Raw genomic sequence first — 23,666 nt, 5'->3', positions numbered from 1 at the left:
GGGGTCGGCCCGGTGAGGTTGCCCTTATGGCACCGCGCGGCGGCGCGACCAAGGAAGGCGGCGGAACGGGCGCCGCGCTTGTCGCGGCGCACGCTTCGGTCTAACGCTCGCGGCCCCGAACACCGGCGCGGGCCGCCGGTGACGGCGCGGCGCTCACGCCCCATCTCACCGCTTCGGGTCCAGGCGACATGGTTGCACACAGCCGGGCGGCTACGGCCCCCACCAAGATCCCGGGCGCGCGGGTCCTCGTGATCGAGGCGCGCTTCTACGACGACCTCGCGGACGCGTTGCTGGCGGGGGCCACCCAGGCGATCGCGGCGGCGGAGGCGGAGGCGACGGTCGTCACCGTGCCGGGCGCGCTGGAGATCCCGGCGACCGCCGCGATCCTGCTCGACGTGGCCGAGCGGCGCGGGCGGCCCTACGACGCCGTCGTGGCCCTCGGCTGCGTCATCCGCGGCGAGACCGGGCACTACGATATCGTGGCGGGCGAGAGCTCGCGCGGGCTGATGGACCTGTCGATCACCCGCGGGCTGCCGCTGGGCAACGGCATCCTGACGGTCGAGAACGACGCGCAGGCCTGGGCCCGCGCCCGGGTCTCCGAGATGAACAAGGGCGGCGGCGCGGCCGAGGCCGCGCTCGCCGTCCTCGCCCTGAAACGCGCCGCCGAGGGAGAGTGAGGCCGTGACGAAGATTGAAGGGCGCGCCGGCGCGCGGCTCGCCGTGGTGCAGGCCCTCTACGACATGGACATCTCCGGCAAGGGCGTGCTCGACGCGCTGGCGGAGTTCGAGGCCCACTGGATCGGCCGCGAGATCGACGGGGTCGCCCATCCGCCGGCCGAGACCGCCTTCTTCCGCGACTTGCTGCGCGGCGCGGTGGAGGAGCAGCGCGCCATCGATCCGCAGATCGACCAGGCGCTGACGCAGGGCTGGCCGCTCCGCCGGATCGAGGCGGTGCTGCGCGCGATCCTGCGCGCCGGCACCTACGAGCTGATGTTCCGCCGCGACGTGCCCGCCCGCGCCGCGATCTCGCAGTACGTGGACGTGGCCCACAGCTTCTACACCGGCGACGAGCCCGGCCTCGTCAACGCGGTGCTCGACCGGATCGCCCGCCAGACCCGGGCCGACGAACTGGCCCAGCAGAAGCGCGGGTGAGCGGGGACGGCCCCCGCCTCTCCGAGGAGGGGCTGATCGCGCGCCATTTCGCGCCGCTGGCGGGTCCCGGCGCGGACGGCCTGCGGGACGACGCCGCGAGCCTCTCGCCCACCCCCGGCCACGATCTCGTCGTCACGGTCGACGCCGTGGTGGCTGGCGTGCACTACTTCCCCGACGACCCGCCGGCCTCGGTCGCCGCCAAGGCGCTCGGCGTCAACCTCTCGGACCTTGCCGCCAAGGGCGCCGCCCCGCGCGGCTTCCTGCTGACCCTGGCGCTCGCCCCCGACTGGACGGAGGACTGGCTTGCCGCCTTCGCGCGCGGTCTCGGCGAGGCCGCGGCGCTGCATGGCTGCCCGCTTCTCGGCGGGGACACCGTGCGGGCGGCGGGGCCAACGCTGATCAGCGTCACCGCCTTCGGCGAGGTGCCGGCGGGCGGCATCGTCCGGCGCGGCACAGCCCGGGCCGGTGACCTGATCTGCGTCAGCGGCACGATCGGCGACGCGGCCATCGGCCTCCGGCTGCGCCTCGAATCGAAGACGGCTTGGGCCCGCGCGCTCCGGCCCGAGGACCGGGCGCACCTCGCCGACCGCTACCTGCATCCGCGTCCCCGTCTGGCTCTGGCCTCCGCGATCCGGCGCTTCGCCACCGCCGCCATGGACGTCTCGGACGGACTGGCCGGCGACCTCGCCAAGATGCTGCCGGGGCTGATGGGCAGGATCGAGACCGCGGCCGTGCCGCTCTCGGCGGCGGCCTGCGCCGCGATCCGGCTGGAGCCGGCCCTCATGGAGCCGGCGCTGACCGGCGGGGACGATTACGAGATTCTCTGCACGGTGGCGCCCGACGATCTCGACGCCTTCCGGGCGCAGGCCGCGGCGGCCGGGGTGCCGGTTACCTCGATCGGCACCGTCGCCGCGGGGGAGGGCGCGCCGGTGTTTCGCGGACCGGACGGGGCCGAGCGCCGCTTCCCGCGCGGGTCCTTCAGCCACTTCTGAGTCCGAACCTGGGGCCGCCCGAGACGGGCGGCCCCTTCGGGATCACACCGGCACCCACTTGAGACCGCCGCCTCCACGGGGGAGGCAGATTCCGGGTGAGGGGGGACGCTCTCACAGGTCGCCGCAGGTCACCGACGCGCGGGCCGTCCCGCCCTCCGCGATCAACGTGCCTGAGCCGAGAGGCAGGGAGGCCGGTCTCGGCTCTCCTCAGACGGTTGCGAATAGATCCAAGCTTTCGCAGCGCAAAAGACCGCCCGTCTGCTCGACGCAGCGCAGCAAAGTCATGTGTTATCTGCCAAAAGTCAGTTTGCTCTGTGCCGCGAAGTTTGGCAAGCATGGCGGGCATCTCTGGGAAGGAATGCCCGTACTGCAGCGAACGTCCCCGAAACACGTCCAGAGCACACGTCCCGTGGCCGGACCCGGCCAAGCTCCACGATCACAAGCCCACGCCAGGCATCGAATTCAAGGACGGTAGAATGACACCATTGCTGCTGATCATCCTGGGCGGGCTCTGCGCCGTCGCCTACGGAATCGTCACGATCACCGACGTCATGAAGCGCGATCCCGGCACCCAGCGGATGCAGGAGATCGCGGGCGCCATCGCGGAGGGCGCTCAGGCCTATCTGCGGCGGCAATACGCGACGATCGGCGTCGTCGGAATCGTGCTCTTCGTGGTGCTCGCCGTCTTCCTGGGGATCAAGGTGGCGGTCGGGTTCCTGATCGGCGCGGTGCTCTCGGGCGTCGCAGGGTTCATCGGCATGAACGTCTCGGTGCGTGCCAACGTCCGCACCGCGCAGGCGGCCTCGACCTCGCTCGGCGGCGGCTTGGAGGTGGCGTTCAAGTCGGGCGCCGTCACCGGCATGCTGGTGGCCGGCCTCGCGCTGCTGGGCGTCGCGCTCTACTATCTCTACCTGACCCGCGGGGCGGGGCTCGCGCCCTCCAGCCGCGAGGTGATCGATGCGCTGGTGGCGCTCGGCTTCGGCGCCTCGCTGATCTCGATCTTCGCGCGTCTCGGCGGCGGCATCTTCACCAAGGGTGCCGATGTCGGCGGCGATCTCGTCGGCAAGGTCGAGGCCGGCATTCCCGAGGACGATCCGCGCAACCCCGCCACCATCGCCGACAACGTGGGCGACAATGTCGGCGACTGCGCCGGCATGGCGGCCGACCTGTTCGAGACCTACGCGGTGACCGTCGTCGCCACCATGGTGCTCGCCGCGATCTTCTTCTCCGGGCCGACGGGCAGCGGCGGCGCGGTGCTTGAGGCCATGATGCTCTATCCCCTCGCCATCGGTGCGGCCTGCATCATCACGTCGATCGCCGGCACCTATGCGGTGCGGCTCGGCTCGAACCAGTCGATCATGGGCGCGCTCTACAAGGGCCTGATCACCGCGGGCGTCCTCTCGGTCGCGGCCATCGCGATCGTGAACTTCACGCTCCTGGGCGGCTTCTCGACGCGCTTCACCACCTCGACCGGGCAGAGCTTCACCTCGGCCGGCTTGTTCGGCTGCGCGGTGATCGGCCTCGTGATCACGGCGCTGATCGTGGTGATCACCGAGTACTACACCGGCACGAACTTCCGGCCGGTGAAGTCGATCGCCGACGCGTCCGTCACCGGTCACGGCACCAACGTGATTCAGGGTCTGGCGATCTCGCTTGAATCGACCGCGTTGCCAGCCATCGTCATCGTGGCCGGCATCATCGCCACCTACGCGCTGGCGGGCCTCTTCGGCATCGCCATCGCGGTGACCGCGATGCTGGCGCTCGCGGGCTTCATCGTGGCGCTCGACGCCTTCGGGCCGGTCACCGACAACGCGGGCGGCATCGCCGAGATGGCGGGCTTGCCGCCGGACGTGCGCAAGTCGACCGACGCCCTCGACGCGGTCGGCAATACGACGAAAGCGGTGACCAAGGGCTACGCCATCGGCTCGGCCGGCCTCGGCGCGCTGGTCCTGTTCGCGGCCTACACCTCGGACCTGAACTACTTCATCGCCAATGCCAGCGACACGCAGTACCGCTTCTTCAAGGGCGTGGTCGTCGATTTCTCGCTCTCGAATCCCTACGTCGTGGTGGGCCTGCTGCTCGGCGGTCTGATCCCCTACCTGTTCGGCGGCATCGCCATGACGGCGGTCGGCCGCGCGGCCGGCGCGGTGGTCGAGGAGGTGCGGCGGCAGTTCCGCGAGAAGCCCGGCATCATGCAGGGGACCGACCGGCCCGATTACGGCCGCGCCGTCGACATGCTGACCCGTGCAGCGATCCGCGAGATGATCGTGCCCTCGCTGCTGCCGGTGCTCTCGCCGGTGGTGCTGTTCTTCGTGATCCAGGCGATCGCCGGACGCTCGCAGGCTTTCGCCACGGTGGGCGCGATGCTCCTCGGCGTCATCATCACCGGCCTCTACGTCGCGGTCTCGATGACCTCGGGCGGCGGCGCCTGGGACAATGCCAAGAAGTACATCGAGGACGGCCACCACGGTGGCAAGGGCTCGGACGCACACAAGGCGGCGGTGACAGGCGACACGGTCGGCGACCCCTACAAGGACACGGCCGGACCCGCCGTGAACCCGGCGATCAAGATCACCAACATCATCGCTCTACTGCTGCTGGCCGTGCTGGCGCATAGCTGAGCTGCACCATCGACGGAGCAGGCGGGCCGGCCCCTGGGCCGGCCCGACCCGTGTGCGGTGCCGCACTGGCCGTGCCGGATCGATCGCCCATGTGAACGATCATCTGCAGATCGCAGCTCACGCACGGGATTAGAATGCCCTCACTGCTCGACCCGATTCGCATCGGTGCCATCGAGGCGCCGAACCGCATCTTCATGGCCCCGCTGACCCGCGGGCGCGCCGACCGGGCGCATGTCCCGACCCCGCTGATGGCCGAGTATTATGCCCAGCGAGGAAGCGCAGGCCTGATCCTCACGGAGGCGACCGGCATCAGCCAGGAGGGGCTTGGCTGGCCCTTCGCACCGGGCATCTGGTCCGATGAGCAGGCGGAGGCCTGGAAGCCGGTAGTGAAGGCGGTGCACGACCAGGGTGGGCGCATCGTCTGCCAGCTCTGGCATATGGGCCGTCTGGTCCATCCGGACTTTCTCGGCGGCGAGAAGCCGGTCTCGTCCTCCGCCACCACGGCGCCGGATCAGGCCCACACCTACGCCGGCAAGAAGCCCTACGCGGAGGCGCGTGCGTTGGAGATCGACGAGATCCCGCGCCTGCTCGCCGACTACGAGCGCGCCACCCGCAACGCGCTGGCGGCCGGCTTCGACGGCGTGCAGATCCACGCGGCGAACGGCTACCTGATCGACGAGTTCCTGCGCGATGGCCCGAACCGGCGCACCGACGCCTATGGCGGCCCGATTGAGAACCGGATCCGTCTCCTGCGCGAGGTGACGGAGGCCGTCGCCAAGGTCGCGGGCGCCGACCGCACCGGCGTGCGCCTCTCGCCGAACGGCGAGATTCAGGGCGTCAACGAATCCGACCCGCACGCCCTGTTCGGTGCCGCGGCCGCGGCCCTCGACCAGATCGGCATCGCCTTCCTGGAAATGCGCGAGCCGGGTCCGAACGGCACCTTCGGCAAGGCCGACGTGCCGCCCGTCGCGCCTGTGATTCGAGAGCGCTTCCGCAACCCGCTGATCCTGAACTCCGACTACGACGGCCGCAGCGGGCAGGCCGCGCTCGATTCGGGCGTCTGCGACGCGATCGCCTTCGGCCGCACCTTCATCGCCAATCCGGACCTGCCCGCCCGCATCGCTGCGGACGCGCCGCTCCAGAAGGACGACGCCAAGACCTGGTACAGCCAAGGGCCGGAGGGCTACGTCGACTATCCGACGCTTACCCAGAAGGCGGCCTGAGGCACCCCGAGACGTCAGCTTGAGCTTGGCCGGCGGGGTGGCGCGTGCTTCAAGGTGCGCGCCGCCCGAAATCTCGCACCCGCCGTGACGCCAAGCTCAATCCCGACCCGCGCGGCCCCGCCGGGCCGCTGGCACCTCGTCGTCCTCGACTTCGACGGGACGCTCGCCGACAGCTTCGACTGGTTCTGCGGCGTCCTCGACGGTGTCGCGGACTGTTACGGCTTCCGCCGGGTCCTGCCCGAGGAGGCCGACACGCTGCGCGGCATGAGCGCGGCGGCAATCGTGCGGCACCTCGATGTGCCGCTCTGGAAGCTGCCGCTGATCAGCCGACACATGCACGCCCTGATGGCCCGGGACATCGCGGCGATCCGCCCGTTCCCGGGCGTTCCGGAGATGCTGGCCGCTCTCGCGGCGGACGGGCGGGCGCTGGCCGTGCTCAGCTCGAACAGCCGGGCTAACGTCGAGCGCGTGCTGGGCCCCGAGAGTGCGGGCCGCGTCGCGCACTATGCCTGCGGCGCCTCGGTGTTCGGCAAGGCCGGGCGGCTGCGCAAGCTCCTGCGGCGCGCGGGCGTGGCGGCCGCGGAAACCCTCTGCATCGGCGACGAGCTGCGCGACCTGGAGGCTGCCCGCGCGGTCGGCTGCGCCTTCGGGGCTGTCGGCTGGGGCTACACCACGGCCGAGGCGCTCCGTGCCGCCGGGCCGGATCTGCTGTTCATGCGGCCAGCGGAAATCCGGGCCGCTATCGCCAGCCGTTCTGTTATCGCCGGCTGAGTTCGCTCCGGCCGTCGAGCACGGCCGGAGCAACGCGGCGCCTATCTCGAGTACGCGTAGATGGCGGCGGCGGAGGAGACTGGCCCGGTGACGGTTGAGAAGACGCCCAGCACCTTCTGCAGCTCGGTGAAGGGTGCGTTGGAGACGTAGATCAGGTCGCGGTTGCGCATGCGGAAGGCCTGGGTGGTGAACAGGCTGTTGGGGTCGCGCATGTTGATCCGGTAGACCACCGGCACCAGCGGCGTGGCGAGCAGCCGCGAGCCTGGATTGAGCTTGCGCACCACGGCGGCCGGCTCGAAGCGGAACACGAAGGTGCCTTCCGGGTCCGCCTGGAAGTCGGACAGGCCGCGCGACTTGGCCAGCGCCTGCGCCAGGGTGATGCCGTCGGCGCCGAACGGGACCTCGGTGGCGCTGCCGAGCGCGCCCACTGCCAGGAAGGTCTGCGGATCGCGCACGAGGGTGAGCGTGTCGCCCGGGCGCAGGTAGATGTTCTCGCGCGGGTTCGAGACGATCGTGGTCAGCGGCACGGTGGCGGTGGTCTGCCCGCGCGAGAGGCGCACGAAGGTCTCGTTGACGGCCGAGCGCACGCCGCCGGCGGTGGCGATGATGTCGAGCAGGCGGTCGCCGCGGGTGGAGAGCGGGATGCGGGCGCCCGCCGCGCCCTCGCCGGTGACGGTGACGGCCTGCGAGACCGGCTTGGCGACGGTGACCAGCACCTGGGGCTGGATGGCCTTGCCGGCGAGTTCGTTCTCGATGAGCGCCTGCACGTCCTGGGGCCGGCGGCCGAGCACCTGGATGCGGCCGGCATAGGGCACCGAGATGGCGCCGTCGCGGGTGACGGTCTGCTCGGGGATCAGCGCGGACTTGGATCCGGCGGAGAAGCGGTCGGCGACGAGCGGGCCGGAGAACAGGCCGCCGGAGCCGGCCTCCCAGATCGAGACGGCGACGCTGTCGCCCACGCCGATGACCGGCTCGACCGAGGGGCGGTGGTCGCCGAAGGAGGCGAGCAGGCTGTCGAGCGGGCGGGTGCGCAGCGCCTCGACCACGGCGGGCGTGATGTCGATGATCTCGTAGCGCGCAAACAGTCCGTCCGACGTCTCGACCTCCGCGCCGGCCACGACCGCGCGCGCGGTCGGTCCCGCCGCGGGCAGGACCGAGCAGCCGGCCAGGAAGCCGGAGGATCCAGCCACGAGGCCGGCCGTCAGCGCGGCGAGCGCTGCTTTACGCACCATTACACACTCCCATCCGGGTCCCCGGCCACGGGCCGGCCGTCGGTCTGGCATCGAACGTTGCTCCCACATGGCCGATATCGCTTTAACGGAGCGTTCAGCCACACGGCGTCAGTCCGAGCGTTGCCAGTCATGTCGCCGAGTGTCGGCATCGGCCTGCATTACGTCACCAGAGTGGCACGGTCACGCTTGAGCGGGGCTCGACGCGGAGGGCGGCGTCGGATCGGTGTGAAGCGTGGCTCGCAGGTGACGGCCTAGGGCGTCGGCCGTGCGGTCGATCCGCCTCGGCTCGGAGGCCGGGCCGCCGAACCGGAACAGGGCGTAGTCGGTGCTCGTCTCGCCGAAGCCGGGCCGGCAGGTCGGCAGGGCAGGGGCGTGATCCCCGAACACGCAGAGCGTCGCCCGCTCGTCCGCGAGACCTGCGACGAGTTCCTCGACCATCCGGCCCGTATTGGCGACGTGGTGGAGGTACTGCGCCAGCGGGTCGTCCACCCCCGGCAGCCGGCCGGGTTTCCAGGGCCCGTGATTCTCCATGGTCACGCTGAACAGGAAGAGCGGCCCGCGCCGCGCCCGCACCTCCGCGAGGATGCGCCGGCCGAGCGCCACGTCGCTTACGTAGGGTCCGACGCGCTGCGCGTCGGCGAAGTCCTCGCCCATCACGAGGCGGCGGAAGCCGAAACGCTGCATCACCCGGGCGCGCTGGAAGAAGTCGCGGTGGAAGGGGTGGACGAAGAGCGTCTCGTAGCCGTTCGCCGCGGCGCGTCGGGGCAGGCTTTCCGGCTCTTCGCCGCCATTCGCGAGATAGGGGTCGTAGACGCCGAAGCCGAGGTCGGACGGTTCGGAGCCGGTGAGGACGGCGTGCTCACTGCGCATCGTGTAGGCGCCGTGCGCCGGCACGCGCAGGCGGCCGTACTCGGCCGCGCGGGACCGGATCAGCTCCAGGGCGGGCAGCGGCGGGCCGCCCAGCCGCTCTGGATCGATGAACGATTCGAGTTGGATGACGATCACTACCGGATCACCAGGCGCAGCCGCCCCGGCCGGCATCGCGGCGCGGGCGGGCTCGGCGCGGCGGCGCAGCGCGTAGGCCATGAGCGTCGCCGGCAGGCCGATGCGGGCGATGTCCGAATCGAGGTCCGGCCTCGGGAAGCGCTGGGCGAGAGCCCGGGCGAGGGGGCCCCGCGCCGCCGCGGCGGCGAGCGCCAGCAGGGCGAGCGGCAACGCCAGGATCGCGGCGAGGCTCAGCCACAGGCTGGCGGGCAGCAGGCTCGGCTCCAACCAGTACCAGAGCCCGACACCCGCGACGGCGACGAGGGCCGGACCGGCGACGCGCGGGCTCGTCACAGGCGGGATGTAGTAGAGCTGGGGGTGGCGCGGCACCTGCGGCAGCAGGGCGAAATCGCTGAAGACCAGCGGCTCGCCGATCACCGCCCGCTTGGCCCGGCTGATCAGCACGAGCGCCGCGACGGTGGTCACGGTGCTGCTGGCAGCCAGCCAGGGGCGCCAGGAGAAGCTGAACCAGAACAGGGTGAGCAACGCGTAGGCGCCGAGCCGCAGGACGATGTCGCCCGGGCGCCGACCGAAGGGCGCTCGCGCGGCGCCACCCCAGGCCTCGATCGCGGAGGAGAGCGCGAGGGCGCAGGCCATGGGCGCGAGGAAGCCCGTGAGCAAGCTCATGCGTCCGGTCCCTGGCCCTGGCGGATGCCCCGGCGGGCGCGCAGGAGCCGGACGATCGGGTTGAGCAGCCCGTAGCGCGCCCGCATGGTCAGGTGCGCGAGGCGGGAGAGGGCGAGCGCGCTGCGCGGCGCCGTCTCGCGGGCGGCGCTGAGCCGGTCGAGGAGCTGCTCCGGCTCGCAGGGCTTCATCGCCACAGGGTCGAGATAGCGCGGGTAGAGGATGAGCGCCCCGGCGACGAGCTCGTCGAGTGCGAGGCGCCGGCCCCTGTCGGCCCCGGGTGCGAGATCCTCGCTGAGGCCCCAGCCCGAGTAGAACGGGCGTCCGTGCGTCGCCACGGTGAGCCCGCGGATCAGCGCCTCGAAACCGGCGAGCGAGGTCATGGTCTCGACGTGCTGCACGCGGTCGAGCAGGTCCACGATGCTGATCCCGGAGACGACCCGGTCGGCGAGCGCTAGTGCCTCCGCCTCCGGGATCGCGCCGGGCCGGAAACCGGCTTCGACGTCGGGATGAGGCTTGTAGAGCAGGAAGGCGTCGGGGTTGCGCGCGCGCGCGGCCGCCAGCAGGGCCCGGTTCGAGCGCACATTCGGCGAGCCGTACTGCACCGAGGCGTCGTCCTCGACCTGCCCCGGCACCAGCACGACACGGCGATCGCTGGGCCAATCGGCCGTGCCGGCATCGAGCCCGACATTGTACTTGCTGAGGCGCCGCGCCACGACCTCTTCGCGCAGGCGCCGCGCCCGGGCGACCAGCGGCGCGGGGAACTCCGCCGTCTTCAGGATCAAAGCGAGCCGGCTGTCGCGGCGGGGATCGTAGTAGATGCCGGCATCGTCCACGACGATCGAGGCGCCCGGCCGCAGGCTCGCGCCGAGCCCGACCGAGCGCAGGAAGCCGTCCTCGATCCGGGCGAGCGGCAGCCCGGCCTCGGCGCAGGCCGCTTCCAGAGCCTCCGGCGCCCGGGTCGCCCAGGCCTGCACCTGACCACCGTGGCGCCGTCCGGCCGCGACCGCATCCGCCGCATTCATGGTGTGGATCGGCGGCCCTGCGGGCCCGGCGGCGAAGACGTCGAGCGCCGGGCGCTTCCACTTCGAGATGCCGACATAGACGACGCGCCGGTGGTTCTCGGCGAAGCGGGCGGCCAGCCACGCGACCTTCTCGGCGCAGTCCTCGGGCGAGACCGGACGCCGCGTCCAGGGATCGAAATGGTGCACCCGCTCGCCCTCCGGATGCCGGATGCGCAGCGAGGCGAGGCCGGTCGCGGGGGTGTCGTAGGGACTCAGCAACGGGCCGGGCCCGACCACGAGCACGTTCAGCCCGAATCTCCCGACCATTCTGGCGGACAGCGAGCCGCCACCCCACACGGCGGCCAGCGCGCTGGGCCGCCCGAACCGGACGCAGGTGCCGCCGGTCGCCGCCTCGATCTCGGCGCGAAGGAGGTGGATCGTCGGTCCGATGGCGAAGAAGTCAGTCGATGCGGCGGCCATGTCCTCCGCCCTGTTCGGGCTCCATATCCGGTCCTGCCCAGGTCGAATGCTCGAGGGCTCGCCCGCCTGTAGCGCATTTTCAAGCGCGCGGGGCTGATCCTACGCGAAACGTGGGCAGCGGGGACAAGCCCCGGCCCGGCGGGAGCGGACATACCGCCGCCGTGATTGCTGCTTAACCCCGCTGAACCGGAGCAGTACCCCGCGTTGCGGCGCGGTCACAGCCCACAGGATTCACAGGAAGCGCCCCCGGCAGCGGATTGCTGAGAACCGGGCGTCGTGCAACCCCATGGTCGACTGCCGGAAATTCCTCACGGTTTCCGGCGCGGTGAAGGACGGAAGCGCCTCAGAATGCTGCAGTCTCGCCCAGATACCGCGACCACCGAGACCGCCGCCAGGCTTCCGCCGCGGCCAGAGGTTCGAGCAGCCTCTCTCGACATGCTGACCCGCGAGAGCGCCGGCCGCGACCGTCCCGCAACCTTCCTGTTCTTGCAGGGCATCGCCTCCCCCTTCTTCTCCGACCTCGGCCAGGCCCTGCGCGCGCGCGGCCACAACGTGCGGCGCATCAACTTCTGCTCGGGCGATTGGCTGTTCTGGGGCGGCGAGTCCGACCATTACCGCGGCCCCCGCACCGGTTGGGAGGCGTTCCTCGACGCCTACGTGGCCGAGCACGGCGTGACCGACATCGTGCTGTTCGGCGATTGCCGTCCCTTCCACGTGGTCGCCCGCGAGTTGGCAGCGCGAGAGGGCTTGCGCGTCCACGTCTTCGAGGAAGGCTATATCCGGCCGAACTGGATCACCTGCGAGCTCGGCGGCGTGAACGGCTACTCGTCACTGCCGCGAACCGCCGAGGCGGTGCGCGCTCTCGCCCGCCGCCTGCCGCAGCCGGCCCGGGCCATGCCGTCGACCGGCGACATGGCGCGCCGCAGCCTCTGGGACGTGAGCTACAACCTCGCCAACGTCCTGTTCCCCTACCTCTACCCGCGCTTCCGCAGCCACCGGCCGACGCACATCGCGATGGAGTATGCGGGCTGGATCAAGAAGTTCGCCCGCCGCGGCCGGACTCGGCGCGAGGCAGCGCGTTGCGACGAGATCTACCGCGCGGTCGGCTGCGACTACTTCCTGCTGCCGCTCCAACTCGACAGCGACTACCAGATCCGCGTGCACTCCCCCTTCCTCGGGGTCGAGGGCTTCATGGACCGGGTGATCAAGTCCTTCGCCGAGACCTCGAAGGCGCCGACGCGCCTCCTGGTAAAGCTGCATCCGCTCGACAGCGGCCTGATGAACTGGCGCCGCTTCGCCCGCGCGTCGGCCCGGCGCCACGGGGTGAGCGACCGGCTCGACTTCATCGACGGCGGCGACCTGCCGGCCCTGATCGCGGGCGCGCGCGGGGTGGTGATCGTGAACTCCACCGTCGGCATGCTGTCGCTGGAGATGGGCCGCCCGACCCACGCGGTCGGCACCGCGATCTACAACATGGCCGGCCTGACCCATCAGGGCGACCTCGACAGCTTCTGGACCGACCCGATCGCGCCCGACATGGATCTGGTCGCCGATTTTCGCCGCGTCGTCCTCAACCGGACCCAGGTGAACGGCGGCTTCTTCTCGCAGGAGGCGATAGCCCGTGCGGTCGCGGGCTCGGTGCCGCGGATGGAATCGGCCCTGCCGGACGCCACGCTTGCCGCCGCCCGCGCCATCCGCGAGCGCGCGGAGGAGGACGGCCGGCTCGCACCGGTCTACTGACATCCCCGGTTTCGAAAGGCCCGAGGCCTTTCGCGGGTGCAGGGCGGAGCCCTTCCGGTTCGGCGGAGGCGATCGCGACGCGCTTGATCCGCCGGAGCCTCGCGGGGTAGCACCGCCCCCATGCCCTGCATCCTGATCACCGGCGCGTCGAGCGGCATCGGCGCGGCGCTCGCCCGCCACTATGCCGGCCCCGGCACCACCCTCGTCCTCGTCGCCCGCGACCCTGCCCGGCTGGAGGCTGTCGCGGAAGCGTGCCGGGGGCAGGGCGCCGCGGTCGAGACGGAGCGCCTCGACGTGCGCGACCGCGCAGCCGTGCGCGCCTTCTTGGAAACCGTGCACGCGCGGCAGCCGCTCGACCTCGTAATCGTCAACGCGGCGATCAACGGCGGCCACCCGACCGGGGACGTCGAGACCGAAGCGGTAGCCTTCGAGACCGCGGACATCAACCTCGGCGGCGCCCTCAACGTGATGCTGCCCTGCGTCGGCCTGATGCTCGCCCGCGGACAGGGCCAGATCGCCCTGATGTCCTCGCTCGCGGCCTTCGCGCCCCTGCCCGACGCGCCCGCCTATAGCGGCGCCAAGGCGGCGCTCCTCGCCCACGGCTTGGCGCTGCGCGAGAAGGTCCGGGCCCGCGGCGTGAAGATCAACGTGGTGACGCCGGGCTACGTGAAGACCCCGATGGGCGGCGACTACAAGGGCTGGCGTCCGCTGGAGATGAGCGCCGAGGAGGCCGCCCGGCGGATCGCCCGGGGGCTGGAGCGGGACAGGGACATCGTGGCCTTCCCGACGCTGCTCGCGGTGCTCGCCCGCGGGGCCGGGCTTCTGCCCGAATCCTTGCGGCGCCTCGGCATGCACGGCTTCCGCTTCCAGATCCGGAAGCGGCGCTGATGGCGCGCGCCCGCATCGCGCTCTTCGTTCTGGAGGCGCTCCCGAACGCGCGCGCGGTGCGCCGGTTCGTGGCCGACCACGCGCTGGAGATCGCCTTCGTCGGGCTCTCGAACGCCGAGCGGCCGGCGGCCGGCGGGCTGGTGGGCCAGGTACGGCGGCATCTCGCCCGCTCCGGCCCCGCCATCCTGCCCTATCTCGGCATCAATTTCGGCCTGCCGGACCTGCTGCGCCCGCTGGCGCCCCTGACGCAAGCGCTCGGGCGCAGCCGCGACCTAAGCGAGACGACGCCGCTGGCCGAACTCTGTGCCCGGCACGGCGTCCCGACGCTGACGGTCGACGACGTGAACGGCCCGGAGGTCGCCCATGCCCTGCAGGAATACGCGCCGGACCTGATCCTCACCTACCATTTCGACCAGATCCTGACGCCGGAGACCATCGCGGCGGCTCGGCTCGGCGGGATCAACGCCCATCCGGGGCTGCTGCCGCGCCACCGCGGCCCGGTGCCGACGATCCACGCGCTTGCGGAAGGCCCGGACGCCTTCGGCATGACCCTGCACCGGCTCGCCCCGCAGATCGATGCGGGCGCGATCCTGGCGCAGGAGCGCTTCCGCCTCTCGCCGAGCGTGACCGCGACGCGGGCCTCGGTTCAGCTGCACCAGCACGGTCTGCTGATGCTGCAGGCCCTGCTCGACCGGATCGCGCGCGAGGGCGCGGTCCCGGAGGGCGAGCGCGTGCCGGTGCTGCCCTACTGCCCGTTCCCCGATCGGGCGATGCTGCGGGCGATGCGCACCCGCGGGCAGAAGCTGACGGATGCGCGGGATTTGGCGGAGGCGCTGGCGCTGAACGCGCGGGGATAGCGCTGCAGGTTCTCCCTCCACCCTCTGCGGGGGAGGGAGGCTAGGTGGCAGTCGACAAAAAAAGCTCTTCCGCCACACGGCGGAAGAGCCCGGATACTCGGCAGCGTTACCGCCTCAGCGCGAGAACTTCTTGTACTTCAGCTTCTTCGGGATGATCGAGTCGAGCCCGAGGCGGCGCTTCTTGTCGGCCTCGTAGTCCGAGAAGTTGCCCTCGAACCACTCGACGTGGCTGTCGCCCTCGAAGGCCAGGATGTGGGTCGCGATGCGGTTCAGGAACCAGCGATCGTGGCTGATGATCACCGCGCAGCCCGCGTAATCCTCCAGGCCCTCCTCGAGCGCCCGCAGGGTCTCCATGTCGAGGTCGTTGGTCGGCTCGTCGAGGAGCAGCACGTTGCCGCCCTTGCGCAGGGTCGCGGCGAGGTGGACGCGATTGCGCTCACCGCCCGACAGCGTGCCGACCTTCTTCTGCTGGTCGCCGCCCTTGAAGGCGAAGGCCGCGCAGTAGGCGCGCGAATTGATCTCGCGCTTGTTGAAGTAGAGGATGTCGTTGCCGCCCGAGATCTCCTGCCAGACGGTGGCATTCGGGTCGAGCGCGTCGCGCGACTGGTCGACGTAGCCGAGATGCACGCTCTCGCCGACCTTGATCTCGCCGGCATCCGGCTTCTCGGTGCCGGTGATCATCTTGAACAGCGTGGTCTTGCCGGCGCCGTTCGGGCCGATCACGCCGACGATGCCACCCGGCGGCAGCTTGAAGGAGAGGTCCTCGATCAGCAGGCGGTCACCGTAGGCCTTCGACAAGCCGTTGAACTCGATGACGTTCTGGCCGAGCCGCTCGGTGATCGGGATGACGATCTGCGCGGTCGCATCGACCTTCTGCTGCTGCTTGGCGACCAGCTCCTCGTAGCGCGTGATGCGCGCCTTGGACTTGGTCTGCCGCGCCTTTGGCGACGCCGAGATCCACTCTGTCTCGCGCGCGATCGAGCGCTGGCGGGCCATGTCCTCGCGGCCCTCCTGCTCCAGGCGCTTCTGCTTCTGCACCAGCCAGGAGGAGTAGTTGCCCTCGTAGGGGATGCCCCGGCCGCGATCGAGCTCGAGGATCCAGCTCGTGACGTTGTCGAGGAAGTAGCGGTCGTGGGTCACGATCAGGATCGCGCCCGGATACTGGCGCAGGTGGCCTTCGAGCCAGTTCACCGTCTCGGCGTCGAGGTGGTTGGTCGGCTCGTCGAGAAGGAGGAGCTCGGGCTCCCAGAGCAGCAGCTTGCAGAGCGCCACGCGGCGGCGCTCGCCGCCCGACAGCGTGGCGACCGGCTGCTCGTCGCCCGGGCAGCCCAGGGCCTCCATGGCCTGATCGACCTTCGAATCGAGTTCCCAGAGATTCTGTGCCTCGATCTGGTCCTGGAGGGCGGTCATCTCGTCCGCCGTCTCCTCGGAGTAGTTCATCGCGAGTTCGTTGTAGCGGTCGAGCATCGCCTGCTTCTCGGCCACGCCCTCCATCACGTTCTCGCGGACCGACTTGCTGGTATCGAGCTGCGGCTCCTGCGGCAGGTAGCCGACGCGCGCGCCCTGCGCGACGAAGCCCTCGCCGGTCCAGTCCGTGTCGATGCCGGCCATGATCTTCAGGAGCGTCGACTTGCCGGCGCCGTTGATGCCGAGCACGCCGATCTTCGCGTCCGGGTAGAACGAGAGGTTGACGTTCTCTAGGACCTTCTTGCCACCCGTGTAGGTCTTGGTCAGACCCCGCATGTGGTAGATGAATTCGCGGGCCATCGCGGGTTATCCTCTCAAGCGTTCGTGCCGGCGCGTTCGCGCGCGCCGTGCCGACGCACGGCTGACACGGGGCGGGCGCGGGCCGGTTCGCCCGATCCCCTCGGGTCGCCGGCCCCTGTCGCGGGAAATGATCACGCCCGAGTATCAGGACGCGCCTAGACGGGCAAGGATGACCCCGGGCAAAGGACGGATGCCCGTCAGGCGAAGGGGTTGCGCACCGGCTCCGCGCGCTCGCCGGGCTCGTCCGCCTCGTTGATTCGCTCCGGCAGGTCCTGCGCCTCCAGGGCGGCGACGATCGCCTCGGCAGTGCGCCGCAGCTCGCGCGACAGGGCGAGGCCGGCCCTGTCGCGGGTGATGTTGCAGGTGCCGTGCAGGGCGATGCGGCCGGTCCCGTTCTCGAAGGTGAGCGCGCCGAGCGTGCGCACTGCCGCGTCGTCCGCGAAGGGTTCGAAATCCGGCCTCGCCTCGCGCGGCGTCCGGTCCGTCTTGCGGCCTGTCTTGCCGCCTGTCTTGCGGTCCGGCATCGCCTCGTCCTCGCCTCAGAAGATCGCCCGCAGGGTATCGCGGATCGCCTTGCGCAGGGCCCGGCCCGCCTCGCGCCAGAGCCAGTCCTGCCAGGTCTCCTCGCGGGGACTGCGCCGCTCGGCCTCGTCGCCGCGCGCGAACTCGCGCGGCTCGGGCAGCGGCATGGCCTGCCTCTTCACCGCGTCCGGCAGACCCGGGAAGACGTCGACTCCGGCCGTGCCATTGAGGCCGGCGATCGAGACCGCCTGCCACGCAGCCCCCGCCCTGTTCGGTGCCAGATAGGCGCCGGCCTCCCCGCGCGCGGGGTCGTAGAGCGCCTTGTAGAGCTGCGTCGGCACCAGGACCCGGCTCTTCAGCGCGTCAACGGAACCGCCGGTAAAGACGACGCCGGTCACGACGTATAGCGTGCCTCGCTCGCTCGCGAGACGCCGCACGCTCTCCTCGATGCCGGCCCAGAGGCCGCGGTTGAAGGCGCGGTTCTGCGGGACGATGTTGGCGAGGCTGAACGACTGACCCTGCGCAGTCGGGGTGGGCATGTCGCCGGCTGGCGCCAGATGGCCGCGGTCGAAGCCCGAATGGACGTAGTCTTCCAGCTCCGAGCGGTCGACCGCGGGCAGCCGATCCTCCTCGTGGAAGCTGTCGTCGCGCGCGACCGCCCGCGCCGCGGTGACGCTCTCCCGCGTCAGCCGCTCGGCAGCGTAGAGGGGTGTGCGCGAGGCACCCGAGTGCAGCAGCGCGAAGGCCTCGAAGCACAGCGGCAGGGTACGCGCCGCGAGCTTCGGGTTTGTGAGCGCCGGGACGCGCCCGTCGGCGAAGTGTTCGGGACAGGCCGTCTCTGCCGCGGCCGGTGTAGCCGCGAGGAGGAGCGCGACGGCGATGGCGCGCCTCAGTAGCACATCCGCACCCTCCGCGGTCCCTGCAGGGTCGGGCGCTCGCGCCAGCCGCAGGGGCGTCCCAGGCTGCTGCGGAACGGCTGGACGGCACGGTCCGGCCCGCCTGGCACTGTCCGGGGCGGGCAATCGCCGAGGAAGCCGCACGCGAATGTGAGATTGCCGTCGACAGGACCCGGTGCGGCCGATGCCTGACTCAGCCAAGCTTGGCTCCAGAGGAGGCCCGAGAACAGCGTGATTCCGCATGAACGAACGGACTTCAAGGGCGGACCTCATGTTGCCGCAGGGGCACGAAATCGCAAAAAATCGCGCCCCAACATTGATCGGGGGCCCGATCATCCGTAACTGGCACTATCATGACAGCGGTTGTGTCTGCTGTCCCCCCGGAGTTCACGGCCCCGCTGGGGCAGCCGCGTGGACCACGCCCGAGATGGCCGGAGAGGGACGTGGCGCGATCCGGCACAGCTTCAAGAACGGAAGAGTTCCCCTTGGCCGAGAACGAGAGCGTGACGTCGATCCTTGAGGGTCTGGAGGAGCCGGCGGCCCTGCGCCGCCTGCCGGAGAGCCGCCTTCAGGCTGTGGCCGACGCCGTGCGCGCCGAGATGATCGACGCGGTCTCCGTTACCGGCGGCCATCTCGGCTCCGGGCTCGGCGTCGTCGAGCTCACGGTCGCGCTGCACCACGTCTTCGACACGCCCGACGACCGCATCATCTGGGACGTCGGCCACCAGGCCTACCCGCACAAGATCCTCACCGGACGCCGCGACCGCATCCGCACGCTCCGCCAGGGCGGCGGCCTGTCGGGCTTCACCAAGCGGAGCGAGAGCGTCTACGACCCCTTCGGCGCGGCCCACTCCTCCACCTCGATCTCCGCCGGCCTCGGCATGGCGGTCGCCCGCGACCTCGACGTGGCCGAGGCCAAGGCCGCCGGCCGCGAGAGTCCGAAGCGCCGCAACGTCATCGCGGTGATCGGCGACGGCTCGATGTCGGCCGGCATGGCCTACGAGGCCATGAACAATGCCGGCGCCCTGCACTCGCGCCTCATCGTCATCCTCAACGACAACGACATGTCGATCGCGCCGCCTGTCGGCGCCATGTCGGCCTACTTCGCCCGGCTGGCCTCCGGCGGCACCTACCGCTCGCTCCGCGAGACCGCCAAGCAGCTCGGCCAGCTCCTGCCGAAAGCCATCTACCAGCGCGCGGCGGCGGCCGAGGAGTATGCCCGCTCGCTCGTGGTGGGCGGGGGCACCATGTTCGAGGAGATGGGCTTCCACTACGTGGGACCGGTCGACGGGCACAACCTCGACCACCTCCTGCCCATCCTCAAGAACGTGCGCGACGCCGAGCACGGGCCCATCCTGCTCCACGTCGTCACCCAGAAGGGCAAGGGCTACGCGCCGGCCGAGGCCAGCGCCGACCGCTACCACGGCGTGGTCAAGTTCGACGTGGTCTCAGGCGTCCAGGCCAAGGCCAAGCCGAACGCCCCGGCCTATACCCGCGTCTTCGGCGAGAGCCTGATCAAGGCGGCCGACGCCGACCCGAAGGTGGTGGCGATCACCGCGGCGATGCCGGGCGGCACCGGCATCGACCTGTTCGGCAAGGCGCATCCGAGCCGCACCTTCGACGTCGGCATCGCCGAGCAGCACGCGGTCACCTTCGCGGGCGGTCTGGCGACCGAGGGCTACCGGCCGTTCGTGGCGATCTACTCGACCTTCCTGCAGCGCGCCTACGATCAGGTCGTGCACGACGTGGCCCTGCAGAACCTGCCCGTGCGCTTCTGCCTGGACCGGGCGGGACTGGTGGGGGCGGATGGCGCCACGCATGCGGGCGCCTTCGATCTGGCCTACCTCTGCTGCCTGCCGAACATGACGGTGATGGCGGCCGCCGACGAGGCCGAGCTGGTGCACATGGTGGCGACCTGTCACACGCACGACTCAGGGCCGATCGCGCTGCGCTACCCGCGCGGCGAGGGCGTGGGGGTTGAGCTTCCCGAGCGGGGCGAGGCGCTTGCGATCGGGCGCGGGCGGATCCTGCGGCGTCCCGAGGGTGCGCGGGTGGCGCTCTTGTCGCTCGGCACGCGTCTCTCTGAGGCGCTGAAGGCGGCCGACCAGCTGGAGGAGGCGGGGGTCGCCGTGACGGTGGCGGATGCGCGCTTTGCCAAGCCGCTGGACGAGGGGATGATCCTGGACCTGGCGGCGAGCCACGAGGTTCTGATCACGCTGGAGGAGGGCTCGCGCGGCGGCTTCGGCGCGATGGTGCTGCATCTCCTGTCGGAGCGGGGCGTGCTGGACGCGATGCGGGTCCGGGTCCGCACGATGACGCTGCCGGACGCCTACCAGGACCACGACACGCCGGACCGGATGTACGCCGAGGCCGGGCTCGATGCAGCCGCCATCGTCGCCAAGGTGAACGAGGTCCTGCCCGAGCGGAAGGCGCGGGCCTCCAACGTGGTCAGCGTCGCCCGCCGCCAGCGCTGAGGTTTCTCCTCTCTCCCCACACGGTGGGGAGGGAGGATCTCTGGCGGGGCAGCGAGGTTCGAACCGCGGCCTACTCCGCCTCGCCCTTCAGCGGCCGCGCCATCAGCCGCGTCACCACCGCGTCGACCCGCGTTGCGCCCGACACGATGTCGGCCACCGCCTCGGCGATCGGCATCTCGACCCCTCGCGCCCGAGCGAGCGCCACCAGCGCCGCGGCCGTGAAGGCGCCCTCCGCCAGCTTGCCGCCCGCGGCGGCCTCCGGCGAGGCGCCGGCACCCAACCGCTCGCCGAAGGCGAAGTTGCGGGATTGCGGCGAGGAAGCAGTGAGCACGAGGTCTCCGAGGCCCGACAAGCCCATCAGCGTCTCGGGCCGCCCGCCATAGGCCCGGGCGAAGCGCATCAGCTCCGCGAAAGCCCGGGCAATCAGCGCGGCGCGCGCGCTCTCGCCGAGACCGCTGCCCGCCACGATGCCGCAGGCGATCGCCAGCACGTTCTTGCCCGCCCCGCCGATCTCGACGCCGCGCACGTCGTCGGTGTGGTAGAGGCGCAAGGTCGGCCCGGAGAGGCGGTGCGCGAGGTCGGCCGCGAGGCCGGCCTCCGCTGCGGCGAGCGTCACGGCGGTCGGCAGGTTGCGGGCGACGTCCGCCGCGAAGCTCGGGCCGGAGAGCACCGCGACCGGTGTGCCCGCTGGCAGGCAATCGGCCGCGACCGCGCTCATGAAGGCGTCCGTGCCGCGCTCGATGCCCTTCGCGCAGAGCACGACGGGCGCGCCCGGCGGCAGGTGGCCCCCGAGCTGCCCGATCACCGCGCGGGCGGTCTGGGCCGGGGTGACGAGGAGCACCGTGACGGCCTCGCGCAGGCGGCCCGCATCCGCGGTCGCCCGGATCGCCGGGTGAAGCGGCACGCCCGGCAGGTAGCGGGCGTTCTCGCGGGCCTCCTCGATCCGCGTGGCGGCCTCCGCGTCGCGCAGCCACAGGGTCACCGGATGGCGGCCCGCCACAGCGTTGGCGAGCGCCGTGCCCCAGGCGCCGCCGCCGATCACCGCGACCGATCCGTTCTGGCTCATGCGCTCTCTCCGGGGCGATGCCGCGCCGCCAAGCGATACAGGATATGGCGGCTCAAGGGATGATCCGCCGCGATGGCCGGATGGGCGAAGGCGCCATCCGGGCGCATCCCCAGCCGCTCCATCACCCGGCGCGAGGCGAGATTCCCCTCCGCCGTGTAGGCCACGACCGCGGGCACGCCGCAGCGTCCGAACAGGTCGGCGAGCGCGGCGCGGGCCGCGCGCGTGGCGATGCCCCGTCCCCAGGCCTCGCGGGCGAGCCGCCAGCCGATCTCGACGCCCTCGCCCGGCCGCTCGCCGTCCGGAAAGGGCATCGGCCGCATCATCCGCAAGGCTCCGACGAAGCCGACGAAGCGGCCCGCCTCCTCGACCGCCCAGGGGCCGAACCCGTCCGCCTCGAAGCGGCGATCGAAGGCGCGCGCCTCGTTCAGGCTCTCGGCGCGGCTGCGCAGGCTGGGGAAGTGCGCCATCACGGCCGGATCGGCGTTCAGCGCGGCGAAGGGCGCGTCGTCGCCCCGCCGCCAGCGCCGCAGCAGGAGGCCGCCCGGCTCGACGATCTCGTCGGGCGCCGGCGGCGCGCGCTCCTTGCCGCGCCAGAGCAGCGAGCGGCGGTTCAGGAGGTGCAGATCCGCGCGTCCCGAGAGCAGGGCCTCGCCGAGTTCGGTCGCCAGGGCGAGGCGCTCCGGCGGCATGTTGGCCCAGGCGGGCGCGCACACGCTCTCGCGCCAGGGACCGCCGCAGGCGTTGTCGAGAAGAACGCGGGCGAAGCCGTGGTCGCGACGCACGGGCCAGTCCGGACGGGCGCGGGCGGCTTCCGGCAGCCGCCGGTCCACAAGGTCGCGCCAGCGCGCCTGCGGGTCCGCCACGCTCGCCGCCGCGAGGGGCTGGGCGGTCACTGCCGCGCGGTTGTCCGAGAAATTGCCGCGCGGCAGGACGAGGCGGGGCGCCCTCACACCGCGACCGCGGCGGCGGGCTTCTCGGCGAAGGGCCAGCGGGCGCGGGCCGGCACGGTGAGGTCGTCGGTCAGCCCGAGGCGCAGGCGCTCCAGGCCGGCCCAGGCGATCATCGCGCCGTTGTCGCCGCAGAGCTGGAGGGGCGGCGCCACGAAGGCGAGGCCGGCCTCGCCCGCGAGCGCCGCGAGCGCCCGGCGGATCGCGCCGTTGGCCGAAACGCCGCCGGCCGCCACCAGGGCGGTCGGGTGACCCGCCACGCCCGAGAAGGCGCGCAGAGCCACGCGCGCCCGGTCCACGACCACGTCGGTGATCGCCGCCTGGAAGCTCGCGCAGAGGTCGGCGACGTCGCGCTCGGCCAGCGGCGCGATCCGCTCGGCCTCGATGCGGAGCGCCGTCTTGAGGCCGGAGAGCGAAAAATCCGCCTCGCGCCGTCCGAGCATGGGGCGGGGCAGGGCGAAGCGCTCGGGATCGCCGGATTCGGCCATGCGCTCGACTTCCGGACCGCCCGGGTAGCCGAGTCCGAGGAGCTTGGCGACCTTGTCGAACGCCTCGCCGATCGCGTCGTCGATGGTGCCGCCGAGGCGCACGTACTGGCCGACACCCTTCACGGCGACGAGCTGGGTGTGGCCGCCCGAGGCCAGCAGCAGCAGGTAGGGGAAGGCCAGCCCGTCCGTGAGGCGCGCGGTCAGCGCGTGCGCCTCCAGGTGGTTGACCGCCAGCAGCGGCTTGCGGGTGACGAGGGCGAGCGTCTTGGCGGTGACGAGGCCGATCAGCACGCCGCCGATCAGGCCGGGCCCGGCCGCCACCGCGATGCCGTCGAGATCGCGCAGCCCGATTCCCGCCCGGTCGAGGGCGCGGTCGATGAGTCGGTCGAGCACCTCGACATGGGCGCGCGCGGCGATCTCCGGCACGACCCCGCCATAGGCCGCGTGCTCGGCGATCTGGCTCAGCACCTCGTTGGCGAGGATGGAGGCGCCGCCCGCCTCGTCGTGCGCGACGATGGCGGCGGCGGTCTCGTCGCAGGTGGTCTCGATGCCGAGGATCTTCATCGATGGATTGTCCGGGGGGCGCCTTCGGGCGTCCCTTCTACCCGCGCGGCCCGGCCCGTCGCAACGCGCCGCGTGGGCGATCCCCGCCTTCGCTCAGTCCACCGCCACCATGACGTCGGAGGCCTTCACCACCGCGTAGGCGTCGGAGCCCACCGCGAGCTGCAGCGCCTCGACCGAATCGTTGGTGATCGCCGAGGTCACAACCTGACCGGGCGCGATCTCGATCTTCACGTGTGCCGTGGTGGCGCCCTTCTCCACCGAGACGACCTTGCCCTTGAGCACATTGCGCGCACTGATCTTCATGGCACTCTGAA

The 23,666-nt window shown here is 71.6% G+C and carries 20 protein-coding genes; 10 read left to right on the top strand and 10 right to left on the bottom strand.

Annotated elements, in window-relative coordinates:
* Positions 1 to 188 precede the first annotated feature (188 nt).
* The 6 genes from ribH to DK427_RS24145 all read left to right on the top strand — a co-directional run bounded on the left by ribH (position 189) and on the right by DK427_RS24145 (position 6,759).
* Positions 189 to 677, top strand: coding sequence for a 6,7-dimethyl-8-ribityllumazine synthase (ribH, locus tag DK427_RS24170; protein WP_109953601.1), 489 nt, complete (start codon positions 189 to 191; stop codon positions 675 to 677).
* A gap of 64 nt (positions 678 to 741) precedes the next feature.
* Positions 742 to 1,152, top strand: a complete 411-nt coding sequence (nusB, locus tag DK427_RS24165) for a transcription antitermination factor NusB (protein ID WP_245931105.1) — start codon at positions 742 to 744, stop codon at positions 1,150 to 1,152.
* A complete protein-coding gene (gene thiL / locus DK427_RS24160) occupies positions 1,149 to 2,144 on the top strand; it encodes a thiamine-phosphate kinase (RefSeq protein WP_109953599.1) in 996 nt (331 codons plus the stop codon). The genes nusB and thiL overlap by 4 nt, the downstream gene beginning before the upstream one ends.
* Before the next feature lie 476 nt (positions 2,145 to 2,620).
* Complete coding sequence (locus DK427_RS24155) at positions 2,621 to 4,765, top strand: sodium-translocating pyrophosphatase (RefSeq protein ID WP_109953598.1); 2,145 nt, start codon at positions 2,621 to 2,623, stop codon at positions 4,763 to 4,765.
* A 134-nt stretch (positions 4,766 to 4,899) separates the two neighbouring features.
* Positions 4,900 to 5,988 (top strand): alkene reductase, encoded by a 1,089-nt coding sequence (locus DK427_RS24150; RefSeq protein ID WP_109953597.1) that lies wholly within the window; start codon positions 4,900 to 4,902, stop codon positions 5,986 to 5,988.
* Positions 5,989 to 6,072: 84 nt separating this feature from the next.
* Entirely contained in the window at positions 6,073 to 6,759 is a 687-nt protein-coding gene (locus tag DK427_RS24145) for an HAD hydrolase-like protein (RefSeq protein ID WP_204165233.1), read from the top strand.
* Positions 6,760 to 6,800: 41 nt separating this feature from the next.
* Here DK427_RS24145 and DK427_RS24140 read toward each other — a convergent pair whose 3' ends face one another.
* The 3 genes from DK427_RS24140 to DK427_RS24130 all read right to left on the bottom strand — a co-directional run bounded on the left by DK427_RS24140 (position 6,801) and on the right by DK427_RS24130 (position 11,143).
* Complete coding sequence (locus tag DK427_RS24140) at positions 6,801 to 7,991, bottom strand: polysaccharide biosynthesis/export family protein (protein ID WP_109953596.1); 1,191 nt, start codon at positions 7,989 to 7,991, stop codon at positions 6,801 to 6,803.
* Between the two features lie 180 nt (positions 7,992 to 8,171).
* The gene (locus DK427_RS24135; protein WP_109953595.1) at positions 8,172 to 9,662 is read right to left on the bottom strand and encodes an LTA synthase family protein; all 1,491 of its coding nucleotides are present in this window, start codon (positions 9,660 to 9,662) and stop codon (positions 8,172 to 8,174) included.
* Positions 9,659 to 11,143: a capsular polysaccharide export protein, LipB/KpsS family gene (locus DK427_RS24130; protein ID WP_109953594.1), complete on the bottom strand. Its 1,485-nt coding sequence runs from the start codon at positions 11,141 to 11,143 to the stop codon at positions 9,659 to 9,661. Before DK427_RS24130 ends, DK427_RS24135 begins: the two co-directional genes overlap by 4 nt.
* 435 nt (positions 11,144 to 11,578) lie before the next feature.
* On the opposite strand from DK427_RS24130, the gene DK427_RS24125 reads away from it, so the two are divergent.
* From DK427_RS24125 to DK427_RS24115, 3 genes are all read left to right on the top strand, one after another.
* Positions 11,579 to 12,883 carry a capsule biosynthesis protein gene (locus tag DK427_RS24125; RefSeq protein ID WP_109953593.1) on the top strand — a complete coding sequence of 435 codons (1,305 nt, stop codon included), beginning with the start codon at positions 11,579 to 11,581 and terminating at the stop codon, positions 12,881 to 12,883.
* A gap of 120 nt (positions 12,884 to 13,003) precedes the next feature.
* Complete coding sequence (locus tag DK427_RS24120; RefSeq protein ID WP_109953592.1) at positions 13,004 to 13,771, top strand: SDR family NAD(P)-dependent oxidoreductase; 768 nt, start codon at positions 13,004 to 13,006, stop codon at positions 13,769 to 13,771.
* Positions 13,771 to 14,628 carry a formyltransferase family protein gene (locus tag DK427_RS24115; RefSeq protein ID WP_109953591.1) on the top strand — a complete coding sequence of 286 codons (858 nt, stop codon included), beginning with the start codon at positions 13,771 to 13,773 and terminating at the stop codon, positions 14,626 to 14,628. The genes DK427_RS24120 and DK427_RS24115 overlap by 1 nt, the downstream gene beginning before the upstream one ends.
* Positions 14,629 to 14,742: 114 nt before the next feature.
* Here DK427_RS24115 and ettA read toward each other — a convergent pair whose 3' ends face one another.
* The 3 genes from ettA to DK427_RS24100 form a co-directional block, all read right to left on the bottom strand.
* Positions 14,743 to 16,395: an energy-dependent translational throttle protein EttA gene (gene ettA / locus DK427_RS24110; protein ID WP_109953590.1), complete on the bottom strand. Its 1,653-nt coding sequence runs from the start codon at positions 16,393 to 16,395 to the stop codon at positions 14,743 to 14,745.
* A 197-nt stretch (positions 16,396 to 16,592) separates the two neighbouring features.
* Complete coding sequence (locus tag DK427_RS24105) at positions 16,593 to 16,919, bottom strand: hypothetical protein (protein ID WP_204165232.1); 327 nt, start codon at positions 16,917 to 16,919, stop codon at positions 16,593 to 16,595.
* Positions 16,920 to 16,934: 15 nt separating this feature from the next.
* The gene (locus DK427_RS24100) at positions 16,935 to 17,816 is read right to left on the bottom strand and encodes a DNA/RNA non-specific endonuclease (RefSeq protein ID WP_245930700.1); all 882 of its coding nucleotides are present in this window, start codon (positions 17,814 to 17,816) and stop codon (positions 16,935 to 16,937) included.
* Positions 17,817 to 18,298: 482 nt separating this feature from the next.
* On the opposite strand from DK427_RS24100, the gene dxs reads away from it, so the two are divergent.
* Positions 18,299 to 20,287: a 1-deoxy-D-xylulose-5-phosphate synthase gene (dxs, locus tag DK427_RS24095; RefSeq protein WP_109953588.1), complete on the top strand. Its 1,989-nt coding sequence runs from the start codon at positions 18,299 to 18,301 to the stop codon at positions 20,285 to 20,287.
* 70 nt (positions 20,288 to 20,357) lie between these two features.
* Here the strand turns inward: dxs and DK427_RS24090 are convergent, their stop codons facing one another.
* From DK427_RS24090 to DK427_RS24075, 4 genes are all read right to left on the bottom strand, one after another.
* A complete protein-coding gene (locus DK427_RS24090; RefSeq protein ID WP_109953587.1) occupies positions 20,358 to 21,353 on the bottom strand; it encodes an NAD(P)H-dependent glycerol-3-phosphate dehydrogenase in 996 nt (331 codons plus the stop codon).
* On the bottom strand, positions 21,350 to 22,246 hold the full coding sequence (locus DK427_RS24085) for a GNAT family N-acetyltransferase (protein WP_109954361.1): 897 nt from the start codon (positions 22,244 to 22,246) through the stop codon (positions 21,350 to 21,352). Before DK427_RS24085 ends, DK427_RS24090 begins: the two co-directional genes overlap by 4 nt.
* 53 nt (positions 22,247 to 22,299) lie before the next feature.
* On the bottom strand, positions 22,300 to 23,352 hold the full coding sequence (gene tsaD / locus DK427_RS24080) for a tRNA (adenosine(37)-N6)-threonylcarbamoyltransferase complex transferase subunit TsaD (RefSeq protein WP_109953586.1): 1,053 nt from the start codon (positions 23,350 to 23,352) through the stop codon (positions 22,300 to 22,302).
* Positions 23,353 to 23,445: 93 nt separating this feature from the next.
* Positions 23,446 to 23,655 carry a TOBE domain-containing protein gene (locus DK427_RS24075; protein ID WP_109953585.1) on the bottom strand — a complete coding sequence of 70 codons (210 nt, stop codon included), beginning with the start codon at positions 23,653 to 23,655 and terminating at the stop codon, positions 23,446 to 23,448.
* Positions 23,656 to 23,666: the final 11 nt, after the last annotated feature.

Source organism: Methylobacterium radiodurans, from assembly GCF_003173735.1.
Taxonomy (GTDB): Bacteria; Pseudomonadota; Alphaproteobacteria; order Rhizobiales; family Beijerinckiaceae; genus Methylobacterium; species Methylobacterium radiodurans.
Note: the sequence above shows the minus strand (reverse complement) of the source record. Positions and strands in the feature narration are given on the sequence as shown.